This window comes from Nocardia sp. NPDC059236, assembly GCF_042754085.1.
Classification (GTDB): Bacteria; Actinomycetota; Actinomycetes; order Mycobacteriales; family Mycobacteriaceae; genus Nocardia.
Window position 1 is genome coordinate 897,608 of record NZ_JBHZAF010000001.1, and the last position, 12,062, is coordinate 909,669.

Sequence of the window (12,062 nt, forward strand, 5' to 3'; positions counted from 1 at the left end):
ATCTAGAGGATTGCAATGGATTTCCTACAACCGGGAAGCTGGGCCGAAGCGCTCCAGCTGAAAGCGGAACGCCCCGAGGCGGTTCCGATTCAGGGCGGCACCGACGTGATGGTCGAGCTGAACTTCGACCGGCACCGTCCGGCCGCCATTCTGGACCTGAACCCGTGCCGTGAGGTCTTCACCGTCGACGAGCAGGAGGACGGCCGGATCCGGCTGGGCTCCGGCGTTCCGTTCGTGAAGCTCATCAACCGGTATCAGGACCGCCTGCCCGGTCTGGCCCAGGCGTCGCGCACTGTGGGTTCTCCGCAGATCCGCAATCGCGGCACCGTCGGCGGCAATCTGGGCGGCGCCTCGCCCGCCGGTGACGCCCACCCGGCCCTGCTGGCCGGCAATGCCGTGGTTGAGGTCGAGTCGGCCGCCCGCGGCACCCGCATGATCGACATCGACGACTTCTACGTCTGGGTCAAGAAGAACGCGCTCGAGCCGGACGAGCTGATTCGCGCCGTGTGGCTGAAGCCCGCCAGCGGCCCCCAGTACTTCTCGAAGGTCGGCACCCGCAACGCCATGGTGATCGCGGTGTGCTCGTTCTCCGTTGCGCTGCACGCGGATTCGCGGACCGTCGGCGCGGGCATCGGCTCGGCCGGTCCGACCCCGATCCGTCCGGTGGAGGCGCAGGACTTCCTGGCCGCCAACCTGGACTGGGACAACGCCGGCGCGCTGAACGACGAGCTGGCCCGCGAATTCGGCCGTCTGGTCGGCGCCGCGGCCAAGCCCATCGACGATGTGCGCGGCACCGCCGACTACCGCCGGCACGCGCTGTCGGTGATGGCCCGCCGGACCCTCAGCTGGGCGTGGAACGACTACAACGCGGAGAGGAGGGCGGCCTGATGCGTATCAACTTCACCGTCAACGGATCCCAGGAAACCGCCGACGACGTCTGGGAAGGCGAGAGCCTGCTGTACCTGCTGCGTGAGCGGGTCGGCCTCCCCGGCTCCAAGAACGCCTGCGAGCAGGGCGAATGTGGTTCCTGCACCGTCTATCTGGACGGCACCCCGGTCTGCTCGTGCCTGGTGGCCGCCGGTCAGGTGGAGGGCCGCTCGGTCCGCACCGTCGAGGGCCTGGCCGACGGCGACAAGCTGGACCCCATGCAGCAGGCCTTCGTGGAGGCCGGCGCGGTCCAGTGTGGTTTCTGCACACCGGGTCTGATCGTGCAGGCGCACGACCTGATCGATCGGGTGCCGAACCCGTCCGACGTCGAGATTCGTGAGGCGCTCGCCGGAAACCTGTGCCGCTGTACGGGTTACGAGAAGATTCTGGATGCCGTTCGACTGGCGGCCGAGCGGAAGGCTGCCAAATGAGTACTGCATCGCGAAGCGATTCCACCAGGGGCGGCGGTGGGGCGACGGGTGGGCGCAAGCTCGTCATCGAAAACGCCTACATCGCACCGGTTGTCGGTGCGGAGATTCCGAACGGCTATCTGATCGTCGGCGACGACGGCCGGATCGAAGCTCTCGGTGCAGGACCTGCGCCGATGGTGGTGGGTGCTGAACGCCTCTCCGGCACCGGCTGCCTGGTGACCCCGGGCCTGGTGAATACCCACCACCACCTCTACCAGTGGGCCACCCAGGGCCTGTTCCAGGACGCCACCCTGTTCGAGTGGCTGACTGGTCTGTACCGCCTGTGGGCCACCATGGACGCCGAGATCGTCTACGGCGCAGCGTCGGCAGGCCTGGGCTGGCTCGCGCTGACCGGCACCACCACCTCGACCGATCACCACTACGTGTTCCCCAAGGGCCGTGGCGATCTGTTCGAGGCCGAGGTGCGCGCCGCCCGCGAGCTGGGCATCCGCTTCCACCCGTGCCGCGGGTCCATGGACCGCGGTCAGTCGCACGGTGGCCTGCCGCCGGACGAGGTGGTCGAGAACCGCGAAGAGATCCTCCTCAACACCGAGGAGATCATCCGCACGTACCACGACCCGTCCTTCGACTCCATGCTGCGCGTGGCCGTCGCCCCCTGCTCGCCGTTCTCGGTGTCGGAGGGCCTGATGGTCGATTCGGCCGCGCTGGCCCGCCGGCACGGCGTGCGCCTGCACACCCACCTCGCCGAGACCCTCGACGAGGAAGAGCACTGCATCGAGCAGATGGGTTGCACCCCGGTCGAATACATGGAGAAGCTGGGCTGGCTCGGCGACGACGTGTGGTTCGCCCACGCGGTGCACCTGCACGACAAGGACATCGCGGCGTTCGCCAAGACCGGCACCGGTTCCGCGCACTGCCCGACCTCCAACGCCCGGCTGGGCGCGGGCATCGCGCGAGTGATGGACCTGCTCGCCGCCGGCGCGCCCGTCGGCCTCGGCGTGGACGGCGCGGCCTCCTCCGAGCTCACCTCCATGGCCGGGGAAATGCGGCAGGCCATGCTGTTCCAGCGCGCCGTGCACGGCCCCCGCGCCATGACCGCGCGGCAGGCCCTCGAGGTCGGCACCCTGGGCGGCGCCCGGAACCTGGGCCGCCAGAACGAGATCGGTTCCCTCGAGGTCGGCAAGCTCGCCGATATCGCGGTCTGGAAGGTGGACGGCTTCCGTGCCGCCATCGAGGACCCGGTGTGCTCGCTGGTGTTCGGCCCGCAGCCGCCGCTGGCGCGCCTGCTGGTGGGCGGCAACACCGTCGTCGAGAACGACGAGCTCAAGACCATGCCGCACGACGCCGTCGGCCAGGCCGGCGTCGCCGCACGGCAGCGAATCATGAAGCAGGAGAACCGATGACCATCACACGCACCACTCGGTTCCCCACGGATGTGGCGGTCCCGGGCAAGGGCGGGATCGGCGAGAGCCCGCTCCGCCCGGACGGCACCCTCAAGGTGAAGGGCGAATTCGCCTACTCCTCCGACCTGTGGATGGACGGCATGCTGTGGGGCGCGACCCTGCGCAGCCCGCACGCCCGCGCCAAACTCGTCAGCGTCGACACCAGCAAGGCCCTCGCCATGACCGGCGTGCACGCCGTGCTCACCCACGAGGACGTGCCGGGCCGCAAGGTCTACGGCCTCGACCACACCTGGGACCAGCCGGTGCTGGCCTTCGACGAGGTGCGCCACCACGGCGAGGCCATCGCCCTGGTCGCCGCCGACCACCCCGAGATCGCCCGGCGCGCCGTCGCCGCCATCGAGGTGGAATACGAAGTGCTGGAACCGATCACGGACCCGATGGCCGTGGTCGAGGACCCGGTCGGGCTGGCCGTGCAGTCGCGCGGCGGCATCGCGCGCTACCAGCCGGTGCGCTCCGGCGACATCGAGATCGGCAAGACCCTCGCCACCGTGGTGGTCTCCGAGGAGTTCGAGGTCGGCATGCAGGACCAGGCCTTCCTGGGCCCGGAGTCCGGCATGGTCATCCCGAACGAGGACGGCTCGCTCGACTTCTATGTCGCGACGCAGTGGCTGCACTGGGACCTCACCCAGATCGGCCCGTGCCTGGGTCTGGACGAGGACCAGATCCGCATGACCATGTCCGGCGTCGGCGGCGCGTTCGGCGGCCGCGAGGACCTGTCCATGCAGATCCACGCCGGCATGCTGGCCATGCGCACCGGCAAGCCGATCAAGATGATGTACAACCGCGAGGAGTCGTTCTTCGGGCACGTGCATCGCCACCCGGCGAAGATGCGCTACGAATTCGGCGCCACCGCGACCGGAAAGATCACCTACGCCAAGGTTCTCATCGTTCTCGACGGCGGCGCGTACACTTCGGCCACCCAGAACGTGATCGGCAATGCCGCCTCGCTGGCGCTGGGCCCCTACGAGGTCCCGCACCTGGAGATCGACGCCTACGGTGTCTACACCAACAACCCGGTCTGCGGCGCCATGCGCGGATTCGGTGTCGTGCAGGCGTGTTTCGCCCACGAGTCCATGATGGACAAGCTCGCCGAGGCCCTCGACATGGATCCGGTCACGGTCCGTCAGGTCAATGCCGTCTCCCAGGGCTCCACGCTCGCCACCGGCCAGGTCGTGCACGCGCCGACCCCGCTGAAGGAGATGCTCGACAGCCTGCGCGACATGGAACTGCCGGAGTCCGTGGACACCTCGGACATCCGCAACCTGCCCGGCGGTGCGTCGCAGACCACCCACGGCGAGGGCGTGTACCGCGGCGTCGGCTACGGCGTCGGCATCAAGAACATCTGCTTCTCCGAGGGTTTCGACGACTACTCGACCGCCCGGGTGCGCCTGGAAGTGATCGGCGGCGAGCCGGTCGCGCTGGTGCACACCGCCGGCGCGGAGGTCGGCCAGGGTCTGATCACCCTCGAGGCGCAGATCGCGCGCACCGAGCTCGCCATCGAGCGGGTGGTCAGCCACCCCTCGGACAACAATGTCGGCAGCTCGGGTTCCTCGTCCGCGTCACGTCAGTCATACATGACCGGCGGCGCGGTAATGACCGCCTGCCGCGCGGTGGCCGACGAGCTGTTCGTGCTGGCGCGCAAGAAGTTCGACGTGCACGGCTTCATGCGGCTCGAGGGCGGCAAGGTCGTCAAGAACAACGGTGAAGTGGTCGCGACCATCGAGGATGTGCTCGGCGACGACGTCATCGATCTGACCCGTGAATACCACCACCAGCCGACCACCGGTATGGACAAGGTGACCGGTCAGGGCTCCAGCCACACCCAGCTCGCGGTCTGCGTGCACCGGGCCGTGGTGGATGTCGACACCGAACTCGGATTGGTCAAAGTCGTTGCCCTGGACGCCGTTCAGGACGTCGGCAAGATCATGAACCGGCTTTCGCTGGAAGGCCAGATCCACGGCGGCTCCATTCAGGGCCTGGGTCTGGCGGTTATGGAGGAAATTCAGGTCACCAACGGCAAGGTGCGGAACCCGTCCTTCACGGACTATCTGATTCCCACCATTCTCGATACACCCCCGCAGAAGCTGGAGATCCTGGAGAACCCGGATCCGCACGCCCCCTACGGCCTGCGCGGCGCGGGTGAACCGCCCACTCTCTCCTCCACGCCTGCGATCGCCGCAGCGATTCGCGATGCCTGCCGCAAGCGGGGCGGCACCGGAAACATCAACCGCGTGCCCGTGCGTCCGGAAGACATCATCCGGAACAGTTGACTAACAGGGGCAGATCGCGCTTCTCGAAATGTGGAGCGCGATAGGGACCCCACAACAAGCATCACCGAATCCGCGGCCCGGGATACCCCAGCACCCCGGGCCGCTGGTCGGCTACGCCCATAGGAGGGCAGCCATGACCCAGACTCAGTCACCGATCACCACCCCGGAAACGCGGGGTTCTGCGCTCGAAAAGTTCTTCAGGCTATCGGAGCGCAAGACCACCATATCGCGTGAAATCCGTGGCGGCATCACCACATTCGTCGCTATGGCGTATGTCATATTGCTGGTTCCGCTAATTCTCGGCGGCGTCACCGACGCGCACGGGGACAAGCTCAGTATCGCTCAGCTGACCACCACGACCGCCTTCTCCGCCGGCCTGACCACCGTCCTCATGGGCGTGGTCGGCAATGTGCCCCTCGCATTGGCCGCCGGCCTCGGTCTGGTCCCCGTCGTCGCCTATCAGGCCGCACCCCATATGACCTGGCCGCAGGCCATGGGCCTGGTGGTGCTGATGGGCATCGTCATCGTCATCCTGGCCGCGACCGGCCTGCGGACGATGATCATCAATGCCATTCCGCTGGCCATGAAGAACGCCATCGGCGTCGGCATCGGCATGTTCATCGCCATGATCGGCCTGGTCTCCTCCGGCGTGGTGGGACACGGTGCGCCCGGCGGGCCACCGGTAACACTGGGTGTCGAAGGGCATCTGGCCGGCTGGCCCACGGTGATCTTCGCGGTCGGCCTGCTGCTGATGCTCGCCCTGTTCATCCGCAAGGTGCCGGGCGCGATCCTGATCAGCATCGCCATCTCGACCGTGCTGGCGATCATCGTCAACGCCATGGCGACCATCGACCCCAAGGCGTGGGGCACCGTCGTCCCCGAGAAGCCGAAATCGCTGTTCGCTTCCCCGGATTTCGGTCTGATCGGCCACATCGACCTGTTCGGCGGCTTCGCCACCGCGGGCGCGGTGACCGCCACGGTGGTGCTGTTCACCCTGGTGCTGACCGGCTTCTTCGACGCCATGGGAACGGTTTTCGGCGTCTGTGACGAGGCGGGCCTGGTGGACGAGAAGGGTCAGGTGCCCGGCATGGGCAAGATCCTCACCACCGACGGTGTCGCCCAGATCGTCGGCGGCCTGTCCGGCGGCGCGGGATCCACGGTGTACGTCGAGTCCGCGACGGGTGTCGGTGAGGGCGCCCGTACCGGTCTGGCCAGCGTCATCTCCGGCGGATTGTTCTGTGCCGCCATCTTCTTCACCCCGATCGCGGCCGTGGTGCCGATTCAGGCCGCCGCTCCCGCCCTGGTGCTGGTCGGCGCGCTCATGATGACGCAGGCCCGCAAGATCGACTGGAACGATCTCGAGGTCGCCGTGCCGGCCTTCATCACGATCGTGCTCATGCCGTTCACCTACTCGATCACGAACGGTGTCGGTGCGGGCCTGATCGCCTACACGGTGATCAAGCTCGCTCGCGGTAAGTACCGCGAAATCCATTGGCTGGTGGCCGTGGTGAGCGTCGTCTTCGTCGCCTACTTCGGTATCAACGGCATCGAATTGGCCCTGGGAGGCTAGTCATGCGCGACATCGCGGCACAACTCTTGGAATGGCATGCGGCGGGCAAGGATTACGCCGTGGCCTCCATCATCGGGATCGGCGGCTCCGCGCCCCGTCCGATCGGCGCGGCCCTGGCCGTGGATGCCGACGGCACCGTCATCGGGAGCATTTCCGGCGGCTGTGTCGAGGGTGCGGTCTACGAGTTGTGCCGCGAGTCGCTGCGAACGGGAGAACCGCTCCGGGAGACCTTCGGCTACAGCGATACCGACGCCTTCGCGGTCGGATTGACCTGTGGCGGAACGATTCAGGTGTTCGTCCAGTCGGTGACCGAGTCCAATCGCGATGCGGTGGAGAAGGTCCTGCGAGCTGAGGGGGAGGCCGTGGCCATGGTCCGCGACCTCGACAGCGGCGCCGTGATGGCGCTGGGCACCTGGTGGACCTCCGGAGCCGAATTCGACGAACGGGTGGTGGCCGAAGCCCAGGCCATGCTCGACGCCGGCACGACCGCGGTGCGCACCATCGGGTGCGGTGCTCAGTCCGATGGGCAGCCCGCTGCCGCCGAAGTCACGGTGTTCGTGGAATCCCATGTGCCGCCGCCGCGGATGATCGTCTTCGGGGCGATCGACTTCGGGGCCGCGGTCGCCGGAATCGGCAAGTTCCTCGGGTATCACGTCACCGTCTGCGACGCGCGGGAGGTCTTCGCCACCCGCGCCCGCTTCCCCGACGCGGACGAGGTGGTCGTGGAATGGCCGAACAAGTATTTGGCGCGGACCCAGGTGGATGCCCGGACCGTGCTGTGTGTGCTCACTCACGACGCCAAATTCGATGTGCCGCTACTGGAGGTGGCGCTTCGCCTGCCGGTGGCGTTCGTGGGTGCGATGGGATCCCGGCGGACGCACGAGGACCGTCTCCAGCGGCTTCGTGCGGTCGGGATGACGAATGCCGAACTGGCGCGGCTGAAGTCGCCCATCGGACTCGATCTCGGCGGGCGGACTCCGGAGGAGACAGCCGTCTCCATCGCCGCCGAGATCGTGGCGGTCCGCCGTGGGGGCACCGGAATGCCTCTGGGCACCTACGGCGGGCCGATCCATCGCGATGCGATCGCGGTGCCGGAGGTGACCGTCCCGGACTCGCCGGACGCCCTCCGGCTCACCGCCTGACCCCGCTGTCGACCGAAAAGGGAACCACGGCAATGCCTTTGATCTTCCTGAACGGGGGTGCCATGCGCGGCGGACCCCTGAACCACCTGCTCGAGGGCGCGCCCTGCACCGGGGAGGTCAGGACCGCGCCGCACTACCGGTTCTATTCGGTCGGCGACCGCTTCCCCGGCCTGCATCCGGTGGCCTACGGCGGCGCGCCCATCGCGGGCGAGCTGTTCGAGGTGCCGATGCAGGTGCTGCGCACCCGCCTGCTCCCGGCCGAACCGCCGGAGCTGGAACTGGGTGTGATTGTGTTGGACGACAACCGCTCGGTGCTGTCCATGCTGTTGCGCCGCCCGATCATTTCCTACCCGCAGCTCATCGACATCACCGATTTCGGTAGCTGGCACACCTACAGGGAGGAAACGACCCGATGAAGTACACCGCCGACGGTGCGCTGCGGAAGTTCGACGTGCACTGCTCGATCCTGTTCACCGATCTGCCGCTGCTGGAGCGTCCGGCGGCGGCGAAGGCGGCCGGGTTCGACGCGGTCGAGTTCTGGTGGCCCTTCGGCGAGAACCCGGCGCCCGGGGACAAGGAGGTCGACGCGTTCGTCTCCGCGGTGTCCGACGCCGGAGTGCAGCTGGTCGGGTTGAACTTCATCGATCTGGTGCCCGCCGGGCGGGGACTGGTGTCCGTGCCCGGGCGGGAGGCCGAATTCCGGGACAATATCGACATCACCGTGGGGATCGCCGAGCGGCTCGGCTGCCGGTCGTTGAATGCCTTGTACGGGAACCGGATTCCCGGTGTGGACCCGGCGGTGCAGGACGAGCTGGCTTTGGAGAACCTGCGACTGGCCGCGCGCGCCGCCGCGGGCATCGAGGCGCAGGTGGTGCTCGAGGCACTGAATTCCATCGAGTCGCCGGACTATCCGATCGTCTCGGCGGCGCGGGCCGTACAGGTGATCGATGCGGTCGGCGAACCCAATCTCCGGTTCCTCTGCGACCTCTACCATCTCGCGCGCATGGGTGCGGATCTGTTCGGCGTGATCGCCGAATACACGCCCCGGATCGGGCATGTGCAGATCGCGGATGCGCCCGCGCGCAGCCGGCCCGGCACCGGAACCCTCGATTTCGAGGCCCTCTTCGCCGCCCTGGACGCCGCCGGATACGACGGCTGGATCGGGCTGGAATACCAGGACCCCGACCGTGATTGGAGCTGGATCGAGTGAGTGTCGTGCTGGGTCGGCCGGGATCGTGGACACCGCAGGGGCACTGTGCGTCGGCGCTGCCGCCCGGCTGGGTGGTGGAGCGGTTCACCGTGCAGCTGCCGGTAGTCGGACGCACGCGGCATCGCCACGGGCGAGTGGGACCGACGGCCACGAGCGAGTGGGGCTGACCTCCCTTCACGGCCCGGGAGCCGCTGACCGATGAGGGGCCGGCGGCTCCCGTGCTTCACTGCGTCAACGCCCGATCGATGACCACGGCGTACATCGCTGTCTCCCAGGGCTCCGGCTCGGCACCCATGAGGATCTCGTCCAGAAGTGGCGCTCGTGCCAGGCTTCCCGCGCCGTAGTGGCCGGAGGCGCGTGCACTGGCGATGACCGCGAAGATGACGGTCGCATACACCTCGGACCGCTCCGCGAGCACGACACCGTCCTTCGCCTCGAAACGCCGCAACCGATCCTCGACCGCATCTATCACATCCTGCAGCGCTCGAATCTCGATGTCACTCTGGTCGTCCACGTCCCACCCCATTCGGTCTGCGGTGCGATTCACCGAGAAGAAATGTCCTGGCCTGCAATTTGATCGGGCAGATAGTGATCGGGCATTCGGCGTGCGCTTTCTGCGCGGCGAGCGCATCAGAAACGGTCATCCTCGGCAGTACACGGTGACTGGATCGTGGAAGGTCGAACATCGTTGGAACCTCCCCTATTCGGGATTGCGACCCCACCAGCAGACCATCAGCGACTGCTTTAGACTGGCAATTCGGGAGAATTCGGGTAGATCAATACCGAACGCGCTACCGATAACCGTCGACCCACTGCGCTACACGGGACCCTCGGCGGATGAGGGCGTGGCTCGGGAGGTGGGTGTGCGGCGGGGCGGTCGGGCCACGGCAATGGCGAGCGTGCGCTGTATTCGCCAGGGGAGCGTCGCGAACAGTGACATCATGGCGGCGGCGGTGCCGCGGAGGTCGTCGCGGCCGGAGAGGTAGGCGCGCTGGGATTCGACGGGCAGTGCGAAGAAAGCCTCGAAGAAGAGGGGCAGGTCGGCGGGTGGCAGCGCCAGCAGAGCGCGTAATCCGGCCTGGCGCAACAGGTGCACGACGCGCGCCCGACCCGGCCACAGGGGGTCCCCGGCTACGACGGCATCGGCCATCCGCAGGGAGGTCGCGACGCTGTATCCCGTCGCCGGATGCGTGAAAGCGCCCGCGGCGCCGAACGTGCGGGCATTCGGCCGACCGCCGTGCACGGGGAACCGGACCCGTTCGACCGGTTCGGTGCCGGTGAGAGTGATTCCCCGGGAACGCAATCGGTGCGTCAGCCGGTCGTGCAGCGTCCGCTGATCCAGCGCCGGGAGCCCGGCCAGGCACGTCTCCTCCAGCAGGACCCGCTCATCGTCCAACGGCACCGCGTACAGAAACGACCGGGGCGCATCGGTTTCCGCGCCGTTGTCCGCACGCCAGTCCATGAAATACGTCTCCGGCTCCGGCAGGCGGGCCCGGTCCACGATCACCCCGAATGCCGTCTGCTCGGCCAGCCCGGGGGAGCGGGCCACCCCGCGCGCGTCGATGACGCGTCCGGCCGCCAGCACCGAACCCGACGCGAGCCGCACCGACGGCAGATCCAGTCCGTCGTGCCGGTGGCGGGCCGCGGGCGCGATGTCGGTCACGCTGTCCTGCAGGAGCCGCGCCCCCGGGAGGTCCAGCGAATCCTGTAGGCGCGCTGTATCGAAGACGACGTAGCGGCGGTCCAGTTCGATGCGGTGCTGCGTCCACACGATCGGGCGGTCGACCGTGGCCCCCATCGCCTCCGGGGCGACCCATTGCGGCAGCTCATCCGCCCAGGCCGCATAGGTGGCCGTCCATCGCCGCCGCGGGCGCGGATCGACGATCGTGACCGAGAGTCCGTGCGCCAGCGCGCGGTGGGCGAGGGCTCGCCCCGCCGGGCCCGCACCGCAGATGAGGAGATCATCGGTCACCACGTGATTGGATCATGCCGGGTCGCCCGCCTACGCTTCGGGAATGATGCCGGGCCGGGGAGGGCTCGGGCAGGCCGTGAAAGGTGAGCAGATGACGTATCCACCCGCCGGATTCGGCGGCGACCCCACCGTGCACGGGCAGCCGCCGCAGGATCCGGATCCGGCGTGGTGGGACCACCCCACTCAGCAGACCGGCAGCCAGCAGCAGGCGCCGCAGCCCGGCTGGCCGGGACAGCAGCAGGCCGACCCGGCGGGCTGGCAGCCGACGCAGACGAATTGGATTGGGCAGCAGGGATATCCGCAGCAGCCGGGGTATCCGCAGGACGCGGGTTATGCGCAGCAGCCGGGGTTCCAGCAGAACCCGGGCTTTCCGCAGCAGCCGGGCTTCCCGCCGCCGCAGCCGCCGAAGTCGAACACCGGCTTGATCATCGGCGTGGTGCTGGGCGCGATCGTGGTGCTCGCGGTCGCCGTCGGCGCGATCGTCCTGGTCTCCAAGAAGGACGACTCCTCGCAGGCCGACGCCACGACGACGACCACCACGTCGTTCGCCACCAGCGCCCCGGCCACCACCCGCAGTGCGCCCACCACCTCCAAGTCCGCGCCCGGCGGCAGCCGCTTCAGCTACACCGAATACGGCAAGGACTGGAACTTCAAACTGGGCGACGTCGCGCTGCAGGCCACCTACGTGTCCGGCCGCGACTACGACTCCTGCGCCCCGATCGAGGAGTCGGGCGCGCTGACCGGCCTCGGGTGCACGCGCGCCTCGGAGATGGCGTGGAAATCCGAGAACGGCGCACTCATGCTGACTCAGCTGGTGCTCACCATGTCCGACGCCGGCAAGGCCTCCAGCGCCGACGGCCAGTTCGACGACCAGGACGTGGTGCTCCCCGACGGCAGCTACATCAAGAACTTCGAAACCGGCAAATGGAAGGACGGCAACCAGGACAAGTTCCTGGTCATCACCGTCGGCACCGCCACCCCGGCCGTCGACGAGGCGACGGTCGAGAAGTACGTGAAGTACCGCCACAGCGACACCCTCGGTGCGCTCGCCTTCCGCTGAGTACTGCGAAACTCGCG

General features: G+C 68.0%; 11 protein-coding genes. 9 read left to right on the forward strand and 2 right to left on the reverse strand.

The window, feature by feature from the left end:
* Positions 1–15: 15 nt before the first annotated feature.
* The 8 genes from ACFXIV_RS04845 (at position 16) to ACFXIV_RS04880 (ending at position 9,013) form a co-directional block, all read left to right on the forward strand.
* Positions 16–888 (forward strand): FAD binding domain-containing protein, encoded by an 873-nt coding sequence (locus ACFXIV_RS04845; protein WP_379401942.1) that lies wholly within the window; start codon positions 16–18, stop codon positions 886–888.
* Positions 888–1,358: a (2Fe-2S)-binding protein gene (locus tag ACFXIV_RS04850; protein WP_357003449.1), complete on the forward strand. Its 471-nt coding sequence runs from the start codon at positions 888–890 to the stop codon at positions 1,356–1,358. The genes ACFXIV_RS04845 and ACFXIV_RS04850 overlap by 1 nt, the downstream gene beginning before the upstream one ends.
* Positions 1,355–2,761, forward strand: a complete 1,407-nt coding sequence (locus ACFXIV_RS04855) for an 8-oxoguanine deaminase (RefSeq protein ID WP_379401943.1) — start codon at positions 1,355–1,357, stop codon at positions 2,759–2,761. Before ACFXIV_RS04850 ends, ACFXIV_RS04855 begins: the two co-directional genes overlap by 4 nt.
* Positions 2,758–5,091 carry a xanthine dehydrogenase family protein molybdopterin-binding subunit gene (locus tag ACFXIV_RS04860; protein WP_379401944.1) on the forward strand — a complete coding sequence of 778 codons (2,334 nt, stop codon included), beginning with the start codon at positions 2,758–2,760 and terminating at the stop codon, positions 5,089–5,091. Before ACFXIV_RS04855 ends, ACFXIV_RS04860 begins: the two co-directional genes overlap by 4 nt.
* Before the next feature lie 133 nt (positions 5,092–5,224).
* Positions 5,225–6,661 (forward strand): NCS2 family permease, encoded by a 1,437-nt coding sequence (locus ACFXIV_RS04865; RefSeq protein ID WP_379390497.1) that lies wholly within the window; start codon positions 5,225–5,227, stop codon positions 6,659–6,661.
* A gap of 2 nt (positions 6,662–6,663) precedes the next feature.
* Positions 6,664–7,803: an XdhC family protein gene (locus ACFXIV_RS04870; protein ID WP_379401945.1), complete on the forward strand. Its 1,140-nt coding sequence runs from the start codon at positions 6,664–6,666 to the stop codon at positions 7,801–7,803.
* 32 nt (positions 7,804–7,835) lie between these two features.
* Positions 7,836–8,219, forward strand: a complete 384-nt coding sequence (locus ACFXIV_RS04875; protein ID WP_379401946.1) for a gamma-glutamylcyclotransferase — start codon at positions 7,836–7,838, stop codon at positions 8,217–8,219.
* Entirely contained in the window at positions 8,216–9,013 is a 798-nt protein-coding gene (locus ACFXIV_RS04880; RefSeq protein ID WP_379401947.1) for a hydroxypyruvate isomerase family protein, read from the forward strand. The genes ACFXIV_RS04875 and ACFXIV_RS04880 overlap by 4 nt, the downstream gene beginning before the upstream one ends.
* 223 nt (positions 9,014–9,236) lie before the next feature.
* Here the strand turns inward: ACFXIV_RS04880 and ACFXIV_RS04885 are convergent, their stop codons facing one another.
* Positions 9,237–9,527 (reverse strand): hypothetical protein, encoded by a 291-nt coding sequence (locus tag ACFXIV_RS04885; RefSeq protein ID WP_379401948.1) that lies wholly within the window; start codon positions 9,525–9,527, stop codon positions 9,237–9,239.
* Positions 9,528–9,830: 303 nt separating this feature from the next.
* Positions 9,831–10,988 carry a lycopene cyclase family protein gene (locus tag ACFXIV_RS04890; protein WP_379401949.1) on the reverse strand — a complete coding sequence of 386 codons (1,158 nt, stop codon included), beginning with the start codon at positions 10,986–10,988 and terminating at the stop codon, positions 9,831–9,833.
* A gap of 88 nt (positions 10,989–11,076) precedes the next feature.
* Between ACFXIV_RS04890 and ACFXIV_RS04895 the strand changes: the two genes are divergently transcribed.
* Positions 11,077–12,045, forward strand: coding sequence for a hypothetical protein (locus tag ACFXIV_RS04895; RefSeq protein ID WP_379401950.1), 969 nt, complete (start codon positions 11,077–11,079; stop codon positions 12,043–12,045).
* Positions 12,046–12,062: the final 17 nt, after the last annotated feature.